Here is an 18,105-nt window from a genome sequence, read left to right as displayed (position 1 = left end):
AGCGTCGGCTTCGTGATCGACCAGACCTCGCGAGACGTCCTCCGGTGCCATTCGGTCGCCGACGTCGTCCAAGCCTTGGATTACGCGGCTGCCACCGGGCGGCGCGTGGTGCCGCGCGGTGGCGGGCATTGCTTCGTTGACCGGTGCCCGGCCGACGGGATCGTGGCGGATCTGTCCGGAATGGACCGGATCATGGTCGACGAGAGTGGCATCGCGACGATCGGGGCGGGCGCTCGGCTCGGCCCGGTGTACGCGGCACTGCATGAGCGCGGCCGGACGATTCCCGCCGGGTGCGGCGACACCGTCGGCATCGCTGGGCTGACGCTCGGCGGCGGCATCGGGCTGCTCGGCCGCCAGTACGGGCTGACCTGCGACCGGCTCGTCGGCGCGCAGGTGGTGCTCGCCGACCGGAGCGTCGTGGAGTGCTCCGAGCACCGGGAAACCGACCTGTTTTGGGCGTTGCGCGGCGCGGGCGGCGGGCAGTTCGGGATCGTCACGGAGTTGCGGTTCGCGACGGTGCCGGAGCCGTCGGTCTGCCGGATCGAAGGGAACTGGACGGACGGAAACGTCGTCCAGGCCTGGCAGGACTGGGCACCTGACGCCCCGGACGGGCTGACCGTGAACCTCGCCGTCCAAGCGGGACGCGTGACGCTCTTCGGCATCTCCACCTTGCCGCCCGCGGAGACGGAGGGGCTGCTCCGGGAGTTCACCGCGCGGGCCGGTGTTCTGTATGCAATAGACATCCGACTGGATGTTCCCTACAGCATGGTGAAGCCGACATTCAGCGTGGTGGATCCCGCCCCGGAAACCCGCCGCTTCCGGTCGGAGTTCTTCGCGCGCACGCTGTCCGAGCGGACCGCGGGCGAGCTTCTCCGGGGTCTCGGCGGGAACCGGCGGCTGGCGTTCACCGCGATGGGCGGGGCGTACAACCGGGTCGCGGAGGAGGACACCGCGTTCGCCCACCGGGGTGAGCGGTACTTGCTGGAGCAGGCCGGCGACCCGGGCGATCCGTGGGTGGACGAGGCGTGGACCGTCGCGCACGCGGAGGCGTCCGGCCGGGTTTATCCGAACTTTCCCGATCTCGCGCTGGATGATCCGAGCCGCGCGTATCACGCGGGCAACCGCGCCAGGCTCGCCGCGGTCAAGAAAAGCGTCGACCCGCAGCGCCTTTTCGACTTTCCCCAGGCTCTCTGAGCGACTACTAAGGAGCGTCATGAACAAAGTGTTCAGTGCCCTGTCCGTTTCGGTGGACGGGTACATCAGCGGCCGCCGCGAGAAAGGGGCGGACGAGGTCGGGAGCGGGCTCGGCGACGCCGGGGCGCTGTTCGACTGGTACTTCACCGGCGACACGCCCAGCAAGGTCTTCGACGGGTTCAAGCTTTCCGAGCCCAGCGCCCAGGTTTTCGACTCGCTCGCAGCGCGCGTCGGGGCGACCGTCGTCGGGCACGCGACGTACGACCACTCAAGCCACTTCGGCGGTAGTGGTCCGCATCCGACCGCTCCCCTGTTCGTGGTCAGCCACCAGCCGGTGCCGGAACTGAGCGAGGCGCAGACCCAGGCGACCAGCATCGAAGAGGCCGTCAAAGGCGCGCGGGCGGCGGCCGGCGACAAGGACGTCGCGCTCATGGGCGGCGTTCTGGTCACCGAGGCGATCAAGGCCGGACTGGTCGACGAAGTCGTGCTCCACCAGGTGCCGATCCTGCTGGGCGGCGGGCGGAGCTTCTTCGGCGAACTGCCCGAACACGTGCGGCTGCGGCTGGTCGAGGCCGTCCCGGCACCCGGCGTCACCCACCTTCACTACGAAATCCTCCGCTGAAAGGAATCCCCATGCTGAACCCCGAAGTCCGCCGCGTCCTCGACGGCACCCCGATCGCCCACCTCGCGACCGTGCTCCCGGACGGGTCGCCGCACGTCGTCCCGGTGTGGATCGGCACGCGCGGCGACCGGATCGTCTTCCTCACCGGCCCGGACAGCCGCAAGGCCCGCAACCTCCGCCGCGACCCCCGGGTGGCGATTTCCCTTACCCCGCCGGACAATCCGTTCGAGCCGATCATCATCCGCGGCCGGGTGGCCGAATGGATCGAGGGCGATCCGGCGTGGGAGATCGTCGACGAGGTCGCGAAGAAGTACATCGGACAGCCCTACACGCGCGAGCAGGTGCGCGTCGTCGGCCTGATCGAGCCGGAGACGCAGTCGGTGGGGATGTAGTCAGAAGGCGACCGACGCGGCCAGTTCCCGTTGCGACTCAAGGACGTTCAGCCGTTCGGTCAGTGCATTGTGGACGGCTTCGTAGGTGTCCGAGCCAAGAGAGAGGCGCAACGGCGGGTCCGGCCGGAGGGTGGTCTCGTAGAGCAGCGCGGCGATCTTGGCCGGGTCGCCGGGGAGGTCGTTGTCGTCGAGGGATTCGAGGTAGCGGCGGGTCCGGCCGACCGCGCTGTCGCGATAGGGAGCCGTTTCGGCGGTGTACCGCAGCGCGGATGCGAAGCCGGTCCGGGTCCCGCCGAGCTGTGCCAGCGTCAGGTGGACGCCGAACTCGGCGACCTCCCGGCCGACGCTCTCGGTGTACCCCTCCAGACCCCACTTCCCCGCGTGGTACGCGCTGTGCGTCGGCGAGCCGATCTGCCCGCCCATGCTGGAGATCTGGAGGATCCGGCCGCCGCCCCGCTCGCGCATCGGGCCGAGGAACGCGCGGGTGATCAGGATCGGGGCGAGCAGCAGCACCTCGATCTGGTCCCGGATCTGCTCGGGCGTCATCTCCTCGGCCGCGCCGACGACGGCGTAGCCCGCGTTGTTCACGACCACGTCCACCGGCCGCCGCCGCAACGTCCGCTCGACCACGGCGGCGACGTCGGCCGGACGGGTCAGGTCGAGCTGCTCCACGGTGAGCCGCGGCGACTCCGGCAACGCGTCCGGCCGCCGGACCGTCGCGGTGACGTGCTCGCCGCGGCGGAGCGCCTCCTCGACCAGGTGACGGCCCAGACCGCCGGAAGCGCCGGTGACGAACCAATGCCGTGCGGGCATGACGGGATCCTCCAGGGGTAAGGTCAAGCGGAATGCGTTCCGGTTCACGCTATCCGGAATGCATTCCGGATAGCAACCCCGGAGGAACCGATGCCCGACGCCCCGCGCCGCCCCCGCCGAGACGCGCTCGAGAACCGCGCCCGGCTCTTGGAAGTCGCCGCGAAGGCCTTCGCCGCGGAAGGCCTCGACGCGGCGCCGGCAGCGATCGCCAAACAGGCCGGGGTCGGCGTCGGCACGCTCTACCGGCACTTCCCGACCCGCGAAGCCCTGATCGACGCCGCCTACCGGCATCAGCTCGCGGTGGTCTGCGAACAGGCATCGACGCTCCTCGCGCAGCACCCGGCCGCGGAAGCGCTGCGGGAGTGGCTGACGCATTTCCTCGCCTACGTCAGCGCGAAGCACGGGATGTCCGAGGCGCTCAACGCGGTGATCGCGTCCGGCGTCGATCCTTACTCGGACAGCCGGAAGCTGCTCGTCGACGCTGTCAGCGAGCTCCTGTCCGCAGGCGCGGCGGACGGCACGCTCCGGGACGACGTGCGCGCCGACGACGTGCTGGTGCTGATCGGCGGGATCGCGTATTCCGCGCAGCACTGCGAAAAACCGCAAGCGCAGCGGTTGATCGGCCTGGTGCTGGACTCGCTCACCCGCTGATCAACGACCCACCAGCGGACGCGTGCCGGGCGGCAACTGCGCCACCCCGCCGCCCAGGTACTGCACCACCGCCTCCTGCAGCGCCCGCACCGCGCGCGGCTGTTCGACATCCCGCCGATACGCCAGCCGCACCACCCGGCTGAGCCCGGGCGAGGTGAATTGCGTGCGGCGGAACCGGTCTCCGACCACGGTGCTCGGCACGACCGCCAGCCCCAGTCCGGCCTGGACCAGCTCCAGCACCGCGTCCATCTCGCCGCCTTCGATGGCGAACAGCGGGTCGAAACCCTCCGCGCGGCAGGCGGCCACGGTCGCTTCACGCAGGTCGTAGCCTTGCCGGAACATCACCAGCGGCCGGTCCCGCAGCGCCGTGATCGGCATCCGGCCGCGCACCGGTGCGGGCGCGTCCTTCGGCGAGATCACCACCAGGTCCTCGACGAACAGCGCGCGGCTCTCCAGCCGGGGATCGTCGTGGACGCGGCTGTCCACGATCATCGCCAGGTCCAGGCCGCCTTCCGACAGCGCGGTCTGCAGGTCCCGCGAGCCGCTTTCGTGCAGCACCAGCTCGATCCCGGGATAGTCCCGGCGGAACGCGGCGAGCATCGCGGGCAGCAGGCCGGTGCACAGGCTCGGCGTCGCGCCCAGCCGCACCCGGCCGCGGCCCAGTTCGTCCAGTTCCCGGATCGCCCGGTACGCCGTCTCGGTCTCGGCGAGGATCCGGCGCGCGATCGGCAGCAGCGTCTCCCCCGCCTCGGTGAGCGTGACGTTCCCGCGGATCCGGTGGAACAGCCCCGCGCCGACATCCCGTTCCAGCGCGCGAATCTGCTGCGACAGTGAGGGCTGCGCCACACGCATCTGTTCCGCGGCGCGCGTGAAATGCCGCGTCTCGGCCACTGCCAGGAAATACGCCAGCTGCTGGAACTGCATGACCGCCATCATAGGCGCTGCCTATCCTGTCGAGAGAAATCATGTGTTTGCCCTCTCGTCAGCGCCGACTTACCGTCGGTTCCGTGGCACTCGCACCCGCTCCGCCCCGCCGTCGCCCGGCGCTCGTGACGTTCTGGCGTTCGACGATCGGCAAGAAAGTCGTCATGGCCGTCACCGGCCTGATCTTCGTCGCGTTCCTGTTCGTGCACATGGCCGGGAACCTCAAGGTTTTCCTGGGGCCGCAGCATTTCGACGACTACGCCGCCTGGCTGCGCACCATCGGCGAACCGGTGCTGCAGAACGCCTGGTATCTCTCGATCCAGCGGGTCGTGCTGCTGATCGCGTTGGTGCTGCACGTGGTCGCGGCGGTGCAACTGTCCAAACGGGACCGGCAAGCGCGTCCGGTCAAGTACGCGCACGGACAGCGGCGCAAGGCCAGTTTCGCGACGCACACCATGCGCTGGGGCGGCGCGACGCTCGCGCTCTACATCGTGTGGCACATCCTGGACCTCACCGTCGGCGTGGCCAACCAGGACTTCCGCGACGGCCAGCCGTACCACAACATCGTCGCGGACTTCCAGGTCTGGTGGGTCAACCTGATCTACATCGTCGCGCTGCTGATGCTCGGCCTGCACATCAACCACGGCTTCTGGAGCGCGGCACAGACGCTGGGCATCACCAGCAAAACCCGCGACCGGGCGCTCAAAACCGTCGGGTCCGTCCTCGCCGTCGTGATCACCGGCGGCTTCCTGATCGTGCCGATCGCCGTGATGGCGGGATGGGTGGCCTGACATGAGCGACTACACGCTCGGCGAGCCGATCGCCGACACGCAAGCGCCGGACGGCCCGATCGAGGGCCGCTGGGACAGCCGCCGCTTCGGCGCGAAGCTGGTCAACCCGGCCAACCGGCGGCGGCACCGGGTGATCGTGGTGGGCACCGGTCTCGCCGGGGCGTCCGCCGGAGCGACGCTCGCCGAACAGGGCTACCACGTGGTCCAGTTCTGCTTCCAGGACTCGCCGCGGCGCGCGCACTCGGTGGCCGCGCAGGGCGGGATCAACGCGGCGAAAAACTACCGCAACGACGGCGATTCGGTCTACCGGCTCTTCTACGACACGGTGAAGGGCGGCGACTTCCGGTCCCGGGAGTCCAATGTGTACCGGCTGGCGCAGGTGTCCACGCAGATCATCGACCAGGCGGTGGCCCAGGGCGTGCCGTTCGCCCGGGAGTACGGCGGGCTGCTCGACACCCGCTCGTTCGGCGGCGTCCAGGTGCAGCGCACGTTCTACGCCCGCGGCCAGACCGGGCAGCAGCTGCTGCTCGGCGCGTACCAGGCGCTGGCGCGGCAGATCGACGCCGGCGGCGTGGAGATGCACCCGCGGACGGAGATGCTGGACCTCGTCGTGTCCGAGGGGAAGGCACGCGGGATCGTCGCGCGCGACCTGGTCACCGGTGAGGTGACCACGCATCTCGCGGACGCCGTCGTGCTCGCGACCGGCGGCTACGGCAACGTCTTCTACCTGTCCACCAACGCGAAAGGCTCCAACGCCACCGCGATCTGGCGGGCGCACAAGCGCGGCGCGTACTTCGCGAACCCGTGCTTCACGCAGATTCACCCGACCTGCATCCCGCGTTCGGGCGAACATCAGTCGAAGCTGACGCTGATGAGCGAGTCGCTGCGCAACGACGGCCGGATCTGGGTGCCGAAGCAGCCGCAGGACCCGCGTCCGCCGCAGGAGATCCCGGAGTCCGAACGGGACTACTACCTGGAGCGGATGTACCCGAGCTTCGGCAACCTGGTGCCGCGCGACATCGCGTCGCGGGCCGCGAAGAACGTCTGCGACGCCGGGTTCGGCGTCGGTCCCGGCGGGCTCGGCGTGTACCTGGACTTCGCGGACGCGATCGAGCGGATGGGCCGCCCGGCGGTGGAAGCCAAGTACGGCAACCTGTTCGACATGTACGAGCGGATCACCGCGGAGAACCCGTACGAGGTCCCGATGCGGATCTACCCGGCGATCCACTACACGATGGGCGGGCTGTGGGTCGACTACGACCTGCAGAGCACGGTGCCCGGCCTGTTCGTGATCGGCGAGGCCAACTTCTCCGACCACGGCGCGAACCGGCTCGGCGCGTCCGCGCTGATGCAGGGCCTCGCCGACGGCTACTTCGTGCTCCCGGCCACGCTCAACGACTACATCGCCCGCGGCAGCTTCCCCGCGCTCGACCCGGCGGATCCCGCGGTCGCGCAAGCGGAAACCGCGGTGCGCGACCGGCTGGAACGGCTGCTGTCGGTGCGCGGCACCCGGAGCGTCGACTCCTTCCACCGCGAGCTGGGCCACCTGATGTGGGACCACTGCGGGATGTCCCGGTCCGCCGAAGGCCTGCGGAAAGCGCTCGACCGCATTCCGGAGCTGCGCGCCGAATTCTGGCGGGACGTCCGCGTCCCGGGCGCCGGAGCGGAACTGAACCAGGAACTCGAGAAGGCCGGCCGCGTCGCCGATTTCCTCGAACTCGCCGAATTGCTGCTGCTCGACGCACTGGTGCGCGAGGAATCGTGCGGCGGCCATTTCCGCGAGGAACACCAGACCGAAGACGGCGAGGCGCAGCGCGACGACGAGCGGTTCTCGTACGTCTCGGCCTGGGAGTACGGCGAGAAGCCGGTGCTGCACCAGGAAATCCTGAACTTCGAGCACGTCCACCCCACCCAGCGGAGCTACACGTGAAACTCACCCTGCGGGTCTGGCGCCAGTCCGGCCCGGACGACGACGGCAGGCTGGTCGACTACCCGGTCGACGACGCCAGCCCGGACATGTCGTTCCTGGAACTTCTCGACGTCCTCAACCAGCACCTCATCGAGGACGGCGCCGAGCCGATCGCGTTCGACCACGACTGCCGCGAGGGCATCTGCGGTTCGTGCGGCGTGGTGATCAACGGCCGGGCGCACGGCCCGGAACGCACCACGACCTGCCAGCTGCACCTGCGCTCGTTCCGCGACGGCGATGTGCTGGACGTGGAACCGTGGCGCGCCAAGGGTTTCCCGGTGATCAAGGACCTGGTGGTCGACCGATCGGCGTTCGACCGGATCATCGAGGCGGGCGGCTACGTCACCGCCCCGACCGGCAGCGCACCGGAAGCGCACGCGACGCCGGTGCCGAAGCCGGACGCGGACCTCGCCTTCGACAACGCCACCTGCATCGGCTGCGGCGCGTGCGTCGCGGCCTGCCCGAACGGGTCGGCGATGCTGTTCACCTCGGCGAAGGTGGCGCACCTGAACTCGCTGCCGCAGGGCCAGCCGGAACGCGCCCAACGCGTGCTCGACATGGTCGAAACCATGGACGCAGCCGACTTCGGCGGCTGCACCAACACCGGCGAATGCGTCGCGTCGTGTCCCAAAGGGATTCCGCTGACGAGCATCGCGAACCTCAACCGCGAATTCCTCAAAGCCAGCCGCTCACGACGATAACCAGACGCGCGCGGCCATCTCCCGTCCGGAACAGCTCCGGCGGGAGACCGCCGCCGCGCATGCGCGCGCGGCCTGCCCGAACGCGCCCAACGCGTGCTCGACATGGTCGAAACCATGGACGCAGCCGACTTCGGCGGCTGCACCAACACCGGCGAATGCGTCGCGTCGTGTCCCAAAGGGATTCCGCTGACGAGCATCGCGAACCTCAACCGCGAATTCCTCAAAGCCAGCCGCTCACGACGATAACCAGACGCGCGCGGCCATCTCCCGTCCGGAACAGCTCCGGCGGGAGACCGCCGCCGCGCATGCGCGCGCGGCCTGCCCGAACGCGCCCAACGCGTGCTCGACATGATCGAAACCATGGACGCAGCCGACTTCGGCGGCTGCACCAACACCGGCGAATGCGTCGCCTCCTGCCCCAAAGGCATCCCGCTGACGAGCATCGCGAACCTCAACCGCGAATTCCTCAAAGCCAGCCGCTCACGACGATAACCAGACGCGCGCGGCCATCTCCCGTCCGGAACAGCTCCGGCGGGAGACCGCCGCCGCGCATGCGCGCGCGGCCTGCCCGAACGCGCCCAACGCGTGCTCGACATGATCGAAACCATGGACGCAGCCGACTTCGGCGGCTGCACCAACACCGGCGAATGCGTCGCCTCCTGCCCCAAAGGCATCCCGCTGACGAGCATCGCGAACCTCAACCGCGAATTCCTCAAAGCCAGCCGCTCACGACGATAACCAGACGCGCGCGGCCATCTCCCGTCCGGAACAGCTCCGGCGGGAGACCGCCGCCGCGCATGCGCGCGCGGCCTGCCCGAACGCGCCCAACGCGTGCTCGACATGATCGAAACCATGGACGCAGCCGACTTCGGCGGCTGCACCAACACCGGCGAATGCGTCGCCTCCTGCCCCAAAGGCATCCCGCTGACCAGCATCGCGAACCTCAACCGCGAATTCCTGAAAGCCAGCCGCTCACGACGGTACCCGGACGCGCGCGGCTGTCTCCCGTCCGGAACGGCTCCGGCGGGAGACAGCCGCCGCGCGGGCAGGTCAGGACTTCCTGCCCCGCTTGGTGTCGTCGTCGATGTCGATCCGCTCCTTGCGGACCTTGCCCTGGACGGTCTGCTCCTCGGTGACCTGCTCGGTGCCTAGGCGCACCCGCTCCACCGGCACGGTTTCCTTCTGCACCACCGGTTTCTCGGCGTGCAGCACGACGTCCTGCTCCGCCTCGCCGATCTCGGTCCGGCCCGCCGCCTTGGCGTCGGTGATCGGCTCGCGCTCGACGCGGACCTCCTCGTGCGTGACCGGCACGGTCACCTGCTCGTCCTCGGTCACCACATACTTGCGCAGCCGGACGTGGCCGGTTTCGACCTGTTCGGTGCCGACCCGCAGGTGTTCCTCGGACCGCACCACGTCGCCGGCGCCGGACGCGTCGTGCCGTCCGCCCTTGGCTGCGTGCTCAGCGGTCGGGCGTCCCTTGGCCTGGGCGGTGTCCCGACCGGTCGGCCGCGTCGTGCCCGCGACACCGCCTGCCGCACCGCCAGCCGCGCCACCGGCTGCCGCGTCGCGGCCGCGGTCACGCATGTTCTCGCCGTTCCCGGCGCGCGGAGCGGGCAGGCCGTAGTACTTGTACAGCTCGACGCTTTCCTTTTCGGAGAGATGGCCCTCGGCGTCGATGCGCGGCGCGTCGGACACCTGGTCCTTCGCGACCTGGACGTGCAGGCCGTCGCTCTCCATGTCCGCGCCCGAGAGCGGCACGAAGCTCTCCTTCTGGCCGAACAGCCCGGTTTTCACCGTCACCCACTCCGGCCGCCTGGTGTCGTCGGCGAGATAAACCGTGCCCACCTTGCCGATCTTGCTGCCGGAATTGTCCATCACGGTGCTGTCGACGAGGTCCTGCGGCTGCATTGCGCGTACCATGGATCCACTCCATTTCCCGAATCGGAATTTCTCCTCCGCGTCCCACTCTCCGGCTGGTCACAGCCCCGCGCAAGCGTCATACCCCTCAGCCGAGCGACCCCGTTTCGTGTCAGTTTGCGGACCGGAATCAGCGGGTACTTCCGTCGTAAGAGGACCGTTCTCACGGGCGCTGCGGAATGGGCGCGAATTGTTCGCCCACCAGGGAAAGAATAGCCGCCAGCGAATTCCGGAAGCGGCACGCGGCCCGCGGGGATCCGCCTGCGCGAAAACCGGATGCGACCCGCCGGACCGGTCGGCTAGGCTTCCGGCCCATGGGTGCCTTTTTCTCCGCCTGCGCGTTGACTCGCCTGCGCAACGCCTGAGCGCCGGACGCACACCGCTCCGTCGCGCTCTCCCGTTGTCCGTCCGGGCTGCCTGTCTTGGCGCCCGGGTCGCTTCCTCATGCGCGGAGTACGCACCCCGATGTCTGCCCGACCCTTCGGCGGACGGCACGAGCTCGGCCAGAACTTCCTGGCCGACCCCGCCGTCATTGCCGCTGTCTGCACTGCCGCCGCCCGCACCACCGGCCCCCTCGTGGAACTCGCCGCGGGCGACGGCGCGCTGACCGTCCCGCTCAGCCGCACCGGCCGCCCGCTGACCGCGGTCGAACTCGACCCTCGCAGTGCCCGCCGCCTCGCCCGGCGCACCGGCGACCACGTCGAGGTCGTCCACGGCGACCTGCTCCGGCACCGGCTGCCCGACGTTCCGCACACCGTCGTCGGCAACCTTCCCTTCCACCTCACCACCGCGGCCCTGCGCCGGTTGTTCCGGCAGCCGCACTGGGAACTCGCGGTGCTGCTGGTGCAATGGGAAGTCGCCCGCCGCCGCGCCGGGATCGGCGGCGCCTCCCAGATGACCGCCGCCTGGTGGCCGTGGTTCGAGTTCGCCGTCCCCGCCCGGGTCCCGGCGCACGCCTTCCGTCCTCGCCCGGCCGTGGACGGCGGGATCCTCGTGATCACCCGCCGCCCGGAACCGCTCGTCACCGGCCAGGCGGAGTACCAGGAGTTCGTCCGCGAAGTCTTCACCGGACGCGGCCGCGGGCTCGGCGGGATCCTGCCCCGCACCGGCCGCCTCAGCGTCCGCGCGACGCGGACTTGGCTTGCCCGGCAACGGCTGTCGCCGCAAGCACTCCCCCGCAACCTGACAGCCGGGCAATGGGCGTCGCTGTGGGAGCTGGCTCGGTGACACGGGCGCCGTGGCTTCGCTCTCGTTGGAGGTGCGTGAGGGCCACCCTGAGGGAATCTGGTTCCCTCAGGGTGGCCCTCACGTACCTCGGCGTTGCGCGCCGGGCTCGTCGGCCTGCATCGATTGACCCGATGCAGGGCAGCGAAAAGCTCTGCTTTCCCGCACCCCGTGAGCTGGCGATAGTGAACGGAAGCGACGAAAGGCGGTTCCGGGAATGAACCACGGCGACTGGGTGCACGAGGCCGCGCGACTGCGGCCCCGCACAGCGGCCTTTGTGGACGGTGACTGGCTCGAAGCCAAGTCCGGCAAGACTTTCGCCGACGTCAACCCCGCCACCGGGCACCCAGTCGCGCACGTGGCCGAATGCGGCCGGAACGAGATCGACGCCGCGGTCGCCGCCGCGCGACGCGCGTTCGAGGACGGCCGCTGGTCCCGGCTCGCGGCGGCCGAGCGCAAGAAACGGCTGCTGAGGCTGGCCGAGCTGATCACGGTGCACGGACCGGAACTGGCGCTCTGCGACGCCCTGGACGTCGGCCGTCCGATTTCGGACACGTTCGGCCAGGACGTGCCCGCGACCGCCGAATGCTTCGCCTGGTACGCCGAAGCACTCGACAAGCGCTACGACGAGGTCGCGCCCACCCCTCCGGGCAATTTCGCGGCGATCCGGCGGGTGCCGCTCGGAGTGGTGGGCGCGGTCGTGCCGTGGAACTTCCCGCTCGACATCGCCGGGTGGAAACTCGCCCCTGCGCTGGCCGCGGGCAACAGCGTCGTCCTCAAACCCGCAGAACAGTCGCCGCTGTCCGCGCTGCGGCTGGGAGAATTGGCCGCGGAGGCGGGAATTCCGGACGGGGTGCTCAACGTCGTGCCCGGCTTCGGCGAGACCGCGGGGCAGGCGTTGGGACGGCATCCGGACGTCGACGTCCTCGCCTTCACCGGATCGACGCCGGTCGGCGGGCTGTTCCTGCGCTACGCCGGGGAGTCGAACCTCAAACAGGTCTGGCTCGAATGCGGCGGCAAGAGCCCGGTCGTGGTGTTCGCCGACGCCGACCTCGACGCCGCGGCGGACCTGGTCGCGTTCGGGTTCTGCGCGAACTCCGGCCAGGTCTGTTCGGCCACGACCCGCCTGCTCGTCGAGGCATCGGCGGCGGACGAATTCCTCGCCCGGCTGCGAGAGAAGGTCGGCGAGTGGGTGCCCGGCGATCCGCTGGACCCGGCCACGACACTGGGTCCAATGATCGACGAGAACGCCGCAGCACGGGTGCTCGCTGCCGTCGAGGCCAGCAGCGGAACCGTCCTCGCCGGCGGCTCGCGTCGCGGTGCGTTCCTCGATCCGACCATCGTGACCGGTCTGGCCGCCGACGATCCGCTGGTCACCGACGAGTTGTTCGGGCCGGTGCTCGCCACCCTCCCGTTCGAGACCGAAGCCGAAGCGATCCGGCTCGCCAACGACACCCCGTACGGCCTCGCCGCGTCCGTCTGGACCCGCGACCTCGCCCGCGCGCACCGCGTCTCCGACGGAATCCACGCGGGAACCATCTCGGTGAACACAGTGGACGCACTCAGCACCGCGACCCCGTTCGGCGGCTTCAAGCAGTCCGGCTTCGGCCGCGACCTTTCCCTGCACTCGTTCGACAAGTACACCGGCCTCAAGACGGTCTGGACGGCCTACGCCTGACCGAGGTCGCGTCCGGTTTCCGCAGCCAGGTAGCCGAGCAGCAGCTCGCGTGTCCTGGCTGCGGACAGGCTGGTGTTGCGCCCGGCGAGATGCAGGCCGTAAGCGTCTTCCAGTGCCACCGCGTTCGCCGCGATGTCCGCCGCGGGCGACCGCAGCTGGAACGCCCCGGTGTCCTGACCGTGGGCGAGCGCGGCCGAGTACAGCGACACCTCGCGGTCCCACAAGGCCGTCATCAACACCGCGTGCGCCGGGTTGCGCGCCGCGTGGACGTGCATTTCGTACAGCACCCGGCTCAGCGGATCGCCCTCCCCCGCCGGGAGCCCCGCGTCGACCAGCCGCACCAGCCGCCGGACCGGATCGTCCTCGGCTTCCGCGGCGCGCGCTCGCGCCCAGTAGAACCGGTCGACCGCGTCGCGGTGCAGTTCGAACAGCAGGTCGTCGAGGTCCGGGTAGTAGTAGCTGACCGAGCCTGCCGACAGCCCGGCCTCCTCGGCGACGTCGCGCACGCGGAGCCCGGCCAGCCCCCGCGTCCGGATCGCGCGGGCGGCCGCCGCCACCAGCTCGTCGCGCCGCTTCGCCTGGTCCTTGGGTCGTGCCACGTCCAGGATTATTGATGACGTGCATCGAAAAACCCAGTACCGCTTCCGGAGAACCCGCCCCGTAAGGGCCTTGCCTCCCGGACCGGCAGCGCGCATTCTTTGCGACAGACCGCAAAGAATGAGGAGACGCGCATGGCCCACCCCCTCTCGCGCCTGACCGAAGACGAGGTCGCCCGCAACCGCGCGCTGCTGGCCGGAGCAGGGATCGCGACCGAGAGCACCCGGTTCGCGCTCGTCTCGCTGCTCGAACCGGCGAAAGCGGCCGTGCTGGCCTGGCAGCCGGGCGACCCGGTCGACCGCCGCATCCGTTCGCTGCTGCTCGACCGGCGGACCGGCGCGGTGCGCGAAACGGTCGTGTCGCTGACCAGCGGCGAGGTCGTGGCCGACCGGGCGGTGGACGTGGTCGCCGAGGGGCAGCCGCCGATCCTGCACGAGGAGTTCGACCTGGTCGAGGAGATCCTCTGGCAGGACGAGGCGTGGAATGCGGCGATGCGCCGCCGCGGCATCGACGAGCCCCGTTCGGTCCGGATCTCCGCCCTGAGCGCCGGATGCTTCGACATTCCCGGAGAGACCGGGCTGCGGCTCGTGCGCTGCCTGGCGTTCCTGCAGCTCAACAAGGACGACAACCTCTGGGCGCACCCGATCGACGGCGTCGTCGCCTACGTCGACCTGATCGCCGGCCGCGTGCACGACCTCATCGACGACGGCCCGGCCGACATCCCGCGCACCGCCTACGACTACCACCTCGACGGGCCCGTCCGCGACACGCAGAAACCCATCGTGATCACCCAGCCCGAGGGGCCGAGCTTCACGGTCGACGGCGACGTCGTCACGTGGGAGAAGTGGCAGTTCCGAATCGGCTTCAACGCGGTCGAAGGCCTTACCCTGCACCAAATGGGCTTCCAGGACGGCGACCGGCTGCGTCCGGTCGTCTACCGCGCTTCGGTCGCCGAGATGGTCGTGCCGTACGGGGATCCGAGCCCGGTCCGGTTCTGGCAGAACTACTTCGACGCCGGCGAGTATTCGCTGGGCAAGGAGGCCAACTCGCTGACGCTGGGCTGCGACTGTCTCGGCGAGATCCGCTACTTCGACGCCGTCCTGCACGACGACGACGGCCATCCGCACACCATCGCGAACGCGATCTGCATGCACGAGGAAGACGCGGGCGTGCTGTGGAAGCACACTGACCACTACAACGGCAGTGTTTCCACCCGCCGGCAGCGTCGGCTCGTCATCTCGTTCTTCGTGACGGTCGGCAATTACGACTACGGCTTCTACTGGTACCTCTACCTCGACGGCACGATCGAACTCGAGTGCAAGGCCACCGGGATCGTCTTCACCTCAGCCTTCCCCGCCGACGACGACTACCCGTGGGCCTCCGAAATCGCCCCCGGCATCGGCGCGCCGTTCCACCAGCACCTGTTCTCCGCGCGGCTGGACATGATGGTCGACGGCCTCACGAACGCTGTCGACGAAATCGACGTGCAACGCGTCCCGATCGGCCCGGGCAATCCGCACGGCAACGCTTTCACCCGGAAGATCACCAGGCTGGCCAAGGAATCCGAGGCCGCCCGGCTCGCCGACGGCAACCTCGGCCGCACCTGGCGGATCAGCAATCCCGAGTCTCGCAACACCCTCGGCAAGCCCGTCGGGTACACGCTGCATCCCGAAGGCCTGCCGCCGTTGCTGGCGGACGACGCGTCCTCGATCGCCCGCCGCGCCGCCTTCACCCGCAAGCACCTCTGGGTCACCGCGTATGCCGAGGACGAACGCTTCCCGGCAGGCGAGTACGTCAACCAGAACGACGGCAACACCGGCATCGACACCTGGATCCAGGCCGACCGCGACCTCGACGGCGCGGACCTCGTCGTGTGGCACACCTTCGGGCTCACCCATTACCCGCGCACCGAGGACTGGCCGATCATGCCCGTCGACCACACCGGGTTCACGCTCAAGCCCAGCGGATTCTTCGACGTCAACCCCGCGCTGGACACGCCCGCGCCGAAACCGCAGCATCCCGGCTGCTGCCACTGAGGCAGGATGTCGGCATGAGCGAGCCTTCCTTCACCCTCGTGCAGCTGCGCTATTTCGAGGCGGCGGCGCGGCACCTGAGCATGACTGCCGCGTCGAAGGAGCTGATGGTTTCGCAGTCGGCCGTTTCGACGGCGATCGCGCAGCTGGAGAAGGAAATGGGCGTGCAGTTCCTGCTGCGCCACCACGCCCGCGGGCTCAGCCTGACCACCGCCGGCGAGGAGTTCTACAAGCGGGTGCTGGATTTCCTGGCGCACGGCGCCGAACTGGTCGAAACCGCGCGGCAGTCCGGCACGGACCTGGTCGGCACGCTCACCGTCGGCTGCTTCACTACGCTCGCGCCGTTCCGCCTGCCGAGCCTGCTGGCCGAGTTCGAGACCCGGCATCCGCGTGTGCACGTGTCCCTGCGCGAGGGCGAGCACAAGGCGCTCAAGGCCGCGTTGCGAGCGGGCGAGACCGAGCTGGCGATGCTGTACGGCTACGACCTCGACGACGACATCGACCGCGAGGTGGTCGGCACCGCCGCGCCGTACGCGCTCGTCTCCGAGGACCACCGGCTCGCCCGGCGGAAGAACCGCAAGGTGTCGCTGCACGAGCTGGCGGAGGAGCCGATGGTGCTGCTCGACCTGCCGCACAGCCGGGAGTACCTGCAGTCGATCCTGAGCGACGCCGGGGTGGCGCCGCGGGTTCGGCACCGGACGAGCGGATACGAAACGGTGCGGGCGCTGGTGGCTTCCGGGCACGGGTTCGCGTTGCTCAACCAGCGTCCGCCTGCTGACACGACCTACGCGGGGGCGAGCGTGGTGCCGCTGGCGCTGACCGACGATGTTCCGTCGCTGGAGATCGTGCTCGCGACGATGCGCGGGGTTCGGCTGACCCGGCGGGCGCAGGAATTCCGGGAGCTGTGCCGCGCGCAGTACTCCTCCTGAGCGAAGAGCCGCGTCAGAGCAGCCGTTCCAGCGCCCGGCGCGCGCGAGCCGGAGCCTGCACATCGCCGTGCAACTGCCGGAAATGGTTCAGCGCCAGCATGATCGCGACGATCTCGTAGAGCAGCTGGTCGATGTCCGTGTCCGGCGGCAATTCCCCGAGGCTCACCGCGCGCCAGATGTTGACCCGCAGCTCCCGCTGCCAGAACGCGCTCATCCGGACGACGGCGTCGCGCACCGGTCCTTCGCGGCCGTCGAATTCGGCCGCCGCGGCGGTGAAGAAGCAGCCGCCGGGCAGCAGGTCGCGTTCCAGGTAGGAGATCCAGGCATCCCCCGCCGCCCGGAGGTAGGGCAGGCCGCGCGGGACGCCGCGGGCGCGTTCGGGCACCTCGCGGACGAACAGCTCGGCGGCGGCGTCGATCACGGCCAGCTGCAGGCTCTCTTTGGTGCCGAAATGCCCGATCACGCCCGCCTTGCTCATGCCCAGCTCGGCGGCGAGCCGCCCGATCGTCAGCCCCTCCAGGCCTTCGGCGGAGGCGAGCACCAGGCCGAGGTCGAGGATGCGCTGCCGGGTATGGCGGGTCTCGGCGGCGGTCTTCCGGGGACTCATGAAACCACTATAGATTACGAACGATCGGTCGCTATATTGAGCCGGACCCCCGTGAGGAGACCCAGATGCCCGCTTCCCGCATCACCGCGCTCGGCCACCACCAGCCCGCCCGCGTGCTGACCAACGCCGACCTCGAAGACATGGTCGACACGACCGACGAATGGATCCGCCGCCGCACCGGCATCGCCACCCGGCACATCGCGGACGGCTCGGTCGCCGACCTGGCCGCCGAAGCCGCTGCGAAGGCACTCGCCGGGGCCGGGCTCGAACCCGCCGAGATCGGCCTGGTCGTGGTCGCCACCTGCAGCGCGATCGATCGCTGCCCGTCGATCGCCGCCCAGGTCGCGGGCCGTCTTGGCATCCCGGCTGCGGTCTGTTTCGACCTCAACAACGGCTGCGCCGGCTTCTGCACCGCGCTCGCCACCGCGGACCACGCCGTCCAAGCCGGTGCGGCCCGGCACGCGCTGGTCATCGGCGCGGAGAAGATGTCGGACATCACCGACTGGACCGACCGCAGCACCTGCGTCCTCCTCGGTGACGGAGCGGGTGCCGCAATCCTCAGCACGGCCGACGCTCCGGCGGTCGGCCCGGTCGTCTGGGGCTCCGACCCGACGCGCCGGCAACTGGTCCGGCTCGTGGACGAATGGCAGCCCGCGTTCGCCCAGGACGGCCAGTCGGTGTTTCGCTGGGCGACCCAGGAACTGCCCGCCGTCGCGGCGGAAGCCTGCGCTCGCGCGGGCATCGCCACCACCGACCTCGCCGGGGTCGTCACCCATCAGGCGAATCTGCGGATCATCGAGGCGCTGACCGCCCGGCTCGAACTGCGCGAGGACGTGGTGATCGGCCGTGACGTGGTGGATTCCGGCAACACGTCGGCGGCGTCCGTCCCGCTCGCACTGTCCAAAATGGTCTCGCGCGGCGAGCTGCCGGCCGGAGGACCGGTGCTGCTGTTCGCGTTCGGCGGCGGGCTCTCCTGGGCCGGACAGGTCGTGACGTGTCCGTGAAGGACCTGGGATCCGCTCGTTCCCGGCGAAAACGGTCCAGGTCAGCGTCCGGCACCGCA

The 18,105-nt window shown here is 69.9% G+C and carries 20 protein-coding genes; 15 read left to right on the top strand and 5 right to left on the bottom strand.

Features of this window, described 5'->3' with window-relative positions:
* The first annotated feature begins 12 nt into the window (after window positions 1-12).
* From EIZ44_RS01820 to EIZ44_RS01810, 3 genes are read left to right on the top strand one after another with little or no spacing between them, the layout of a single operon-like run.
* Window positions 13-1,194 (top strand): FAD-binding oxidoreductase, encoded by a 1,182-nt coding sequence (locus tag EIZ44_RS01820; RefSeq protein WP_240691198.1) that lies wholly within the window; start codon window positions 13-15, stop codon window positions 1,192-1,194.
* A 19-nt stretch (window positions 1,195-1,213) separates the two neighbouring features.
* Window positions 1,214-1,816, top strand: coding sequence for a dihydrofolate reductase family protein (locus EIZ44_RS01815; RefSeq protein WP_134727515.1), 603 nt, complete (start codon window positions 1,214-1,216; stop codon window positions 1,814-1,816).
* Window positions 1,817-1,827: 11 nt separating this feature from the next.
* Window positions 1,828-2,208 (top strand): PPOX class F420-dependent oxidoreductase, encoded by a 381-nt coding sequence (locus EIZ44_RS01810; protein ID WP_037805805.1) that lies wholly within the window; start codon window positions 1,828-1,830, stop codon window positions 2,206-2,208.
* Here EIZ44_RS01810 and EIZ44_RS01805 read toward each other — a convergent pair whose 3' ends face one another.
* Entirely contained in the window at window positions 2,209-3,021 is an 813-nt protein-coding gene (locus EIZ44_RS01805; RefSeq protein ID WP_134727514.1) for an SDR family NAD(P)-dependent oxidoreductase, read from the bottom strand. It abuts the gene before it with no gap.
* Between the two features lie 90 nt (window positions 3,022-3,111).
* On the opposite strand from EIZ44_RS01805, the gene EIZ44_RS01800 reads away from it, so the two are divergent.
* Window positions 3,112-3,672, top strand: coding sequence for a TetR/AcrR family transcriptional regulator (locus EIZ44_RS01800; protein WP_134727513.1), 561 nt, complete (start codon window positions 3,112-3,114; stop codon window positions 3,670-3,672).
* Here the strand turns inward: EIZ44_RS01800 and EIZ44_RS01795 are convergent, their stop codons facing one another.
* Window positions 3,673-4,596 (bottom strand): LysR family transcriptional regulator, encoded by a 924-nt coding sequence (locus EIZ44_RS01795; RefSeq protein ID WP_134727512.1) that lies wholly within the window; start codon window positions 4,594-4,596, stop codon window positions 3,673-3,675.
* Between the two features lie 83 nt (window positions 4,597-4,679).
* Here EIZ44_RS01795 and EIZ44_RS01790 point away from each other — a divergent pair, with 83 nt between their 5' ends.
* From EIZ44_RS01790 to EIZ44_RS01765, 6 genes are all read left to right on the top strand, one after another.
* The gene (locus tag EIZ44_RS01790) at window positions 4,680-5,387 is read left to right on the top strand and encodes a succinate dehydrogenase cytochrome b subunit (protein WP_107050837.1); all 708 of its coding nucleotides are present in this window, start codon (window positions 4,680-4,682) and stop codon (window positions 5,385-5,387) included.
* Between the two features lies 1 nt (window position 5,388).
* Window positions 5,389-7,317: a fumarate reductase/succinate dehydrogenase flavoprotein subunit gene (locus tag EIZ44_RS01785; protein ID WP_134727511.1), complete on the top strand. Its 1,929-nt coding sequence runs from the start codon at window positions 5,389-5,391 to the stop codon at window positions 7,315-7,317.
* Complete coding sequence (locus EIZ44_RS01780; protein WP_037805796.1) at window positions 7,314-8,057, top strand: succinate dehydrogenase/fumarate reductase iron-sulfur subunit; 744 nt, start codon at window positions 7,314-7,316, stop codon at window positions 8,055-8,057. Before EIZ44_RS01785 ends, EIZ44_RS01780 begins: the two co-directional genes overlap by 4 nt.
* 114 nt (window positions 8,058-8,171) lie before the next feature.
* Window positions 8,172-8,303: a hypothetical protein gene (locus EIZ44_RS01775; RefSeq protein ID WP_439098577.1), complete on the top strand. Its 132-nt coding sequence runs from the start codon at window positions 8,172-8,174 to the stop codon at window positions 8,301-8,303.
* Window positions 8,304-8,417: 114 nt separating this feature from the next.
* Complete coding sequence (locus EIZ44_RS01770) at window positions 8,418-8,549, top strand: hypothetical protein (RefSeq protein ID WP_439098577.1); 132 nt, start codon at window positions 8,418-8,420, stop codon at window positions 8,547-8,549.
* A gap of 114 nt (window positions 8,550-8,663) precedes the next feature.
* The gene (locus EIZ44_RS01765) at window positions 8,664-8,795 is read left to right on the top strand and encodes a hypothetical protein (RefSeq protein ID WP_439098577.1); all 132 of its coding nucleotides are present in this window, start codon (window positions 8,664-8,666) and stop codon (window positions 8,793-8,795) included.
* A gap of 312 nt (window positions 8,796-9,107) precedes the next feature.
* On the opposite strand, the gene EIZ44_RS01755 is transcribed toward EIZ44_RS01765, so the two are convergent.
* Window positions 9,108-9,977 carry a DUF2382 domain-containing protein gene (locus tag EIZ44_RS01755; protein WP_037805795.1) on the bottom strand — a complete coding sequence of 290 codons (870 nt, stop codon included), beginning with the start codon at window positions 9,975-9,977 and terminating at the stop codon, window positions 9,108-9,110.
* A gap of 462 nt (window positions 9,978-10,439) precedes the next feature.
* Between EIZ44_RS01755 and erm the strand changes: the two genes are divergently transcribed.
* Window positions 10,440-11,201 (top strand): 23S ribosomal RNA methyltransferase Erm, encoded by a 762-nt coding sequence (gene erm / locus EIZ44_RS01750; RefSeq protein WP_205673010.1) that lies wholly within the window; start codon window positions 10,440-10,442, stop codon window positions 11,199-11,201.
* Between the two features lie 214 nt (window positions 11,202-11,415).
* A complete protein-coding gene (locus EIZ44_RS01745; protein ID WP_134727509.1) occupies window positions 11,416-12,876 on the top strand; it encodes an aldehyde dehydrogenase family protein in 1,461 nt (486 codons plus the stop codon).
* On the opposite strand, the gene EIZ44_RS01740 is transcribed toward EIZ44_RS01745, so the two are convergent.
* Window positions 12,867-13,475 (bottom strand): TetR/AcrR family transcriptional regulator, encoded by a 609-nt coding sequence (locus tag EIZ44_RS01740; RefSeq protein WP_037805792.1) that lies wholly within the window; start codon window positions 13,473-13,475, stop codon window positions 12,867-12,869. The two genes, EIZ44_RS01745 and EIZ44_RS01740, sit on opposite strands and share 10 nt — an antisense overlap.
* A gap of 99 nt (window positions 13,476-13,574) precedes the next feature.
* Between EIZ44_RS01740 and EIZ44_RS01735 the strand changes: the two genes are divergently transcribed.
* Window positions 13,575-15,509 carry a primary-amine oxidase gene (locus tag EIZ44_RS01735; protein WP_439098576.1) on the top strand — a complete coding sequence of 645 codons (1,935 nt, stop codon included), beginning with the start codon at window positions 13,575-13,577 and terminating at the stop codon, window positions 15,507-15,509.
* 14 nt (window positions 15,510-15,523) lie between these two features.
* A complete protein-coding gene (locus EIZ44_RS01730; RefSeq protein WP_134661587.1) occupies window positions 15,524-16,435 on the top strand; it encodes a LysR substrate-binding domain-containing protein in 912 nt (303 codons plus the stop codon).
* Between the two features lie 13 nt (window positions 16,436-16,448).
* Here the strand turns inward: EIZ44_RS01730 and EIZ44_RS01725 are convergent, their stop codons facing one another.
* Entirely contained in the window at window positions 16,449-17,042 is a 594-nt protein-coding gene (locus EIZ44_RS01725; protein WP_134727506.1) for a TetR/AcrR family transcriptional regulator, read from the bottom strand.
* A gap of 65 nt (window positions 17,043-17,107) precedes the next feature.
* Between EIZ44_RS01725 and EIZ44_RS01720 the strand changes: the two genes are divergently transcribed.
* Window positions 17,108-18,046, top strand: coding sequence for a beta-ketoacyl-ACP synthase III (locus tag EIZ44_RS01720; RefSeq protein WP_134727505.1), 939 nt, complete (start codon window positions 17,108-17,110; stop codon window positions 18,044-18,046).
* The last annotated feature ends 59 nt before the right edge of the window (window positions 18,047-18,105 follow it).

The organism is Amycolatopsis nivea (assembly GCF_004522235.1).
GTDB lineage: Bacteria > Actinomycetota > Actinomycetes > Mycobacteriales > Pseudonocardiaceae > Amycolatopsis > Amycolatopsis nivea.
This window is presented reverse-complemented; position numbering and strand designations above follow the sequence as displayed.

Bases quoted from the DNA above. Each gene is read 5' to 3' on its own strand.
- EIZ44_RS01720 (WP_134727505.1), top strand. From the start codon at position 17,108: ATGCCCGCTTCCCGCATCACCGCGCTCGGCCACCACCAGCCCGCCCGC.
- EIZ44_RS01725 (WP_134727506.1), bottom strand. From the start codon at position 17,042: ATGAGTCCCCGGAAGACCGCCGCCGAGACCCGCCATACCCGGCAGCGC.
- EIZ44_RS01815 (WP_134727515.1), top strand. From the start codon at position 1,214: ATGAACAAAGTGTTCAGTGCCCTGTCCGTTTCGGTGGACGGGTACATC.
- EIZ44_RS01795 (WP_134727512.1), bottom strand. From the start codon at position 4,596: ATGCAGTTCCAGCAGCTGGCGTATTTCCTGGCAGTGGCCGAGACGCGG.
- EIZ44_RS01775 (WP_439098577.1), top strand. From the start codon at position 8,172: ATGGACGCAGCCGACTTCGGCGGCTGCACCAACACCGGCGAATGCGTC.
- EIZ44_RS01805 (WP_134727514.1), bottom strand. From the start codon at position 3,021: ATGCCCGCACGGCATTGGTTCGTCACCGGCGCTTCCGGCGGTCTGGGC.
- EIZ44_RS01765 (WP_439098577.1), top strand. From the start codon at position 8,664: ATGGACGCAGCCGACTTCGGCGGCTGCACCAACACCGGCGAATGCGTC.
- EIZ44_RS01770 (WP_439098577.1), top strand. From the start codon at position 8,418: ATGGACGCAGCCGACTTCGGCGGCTGCACCAACACCGGCGAATGCGTC.
- EIZ44_RS01730 (WP_134661587.1), top strand. From the start codon at position 15,524: ATGAGCGAGCCTTCCTTCACCCTCGTGCAGCTGCGCTATTTCGAGGCG.
- EIZ44_RS01745 (WP_134727509.1), top strand. From the start codon at position 11,416: ATGAACCACGGCGACTGGGTGCACGAGGCCGCGCGACTGCGGCCCCGC.
- EIZ44_RS01785 (WP_134727511.1), top strand. From the start codon at position 5,389: ATGAGCGACTACACGCTCGGCGAGCCGATCGCCGACACGCAAGCGCCG.
- EIZ44_RS01810 (WP_037805805.1), top strand. From the start codon at position 1,828: ATGCTGAACCCCGAAGTCCGCCGCGTCCTCGACGGCACCCCGATCGCC.
- EIZ44_RS01800 (WP_134727513.1), top strand. From the start codon at position 3,112: ATGCCCGACGCCCCGCGCCGCCCCCGCCGAGACGCGCTCGAGAACCGC.
- EIZ44_RS01755 (WP_037805795.1), bottom strand. From the start codon at position 9,977: ATGGTACGCGCAATGCAGCCGCAGGACCTCGTCGACAGCACCGTGATG.
- erm (WP_205673010.1), top strand. From the start codon at position 10,440: ATGTCTGCCCGACCCTTCGGCGGACGGCACGAGCTCGGCCAGAACTTC.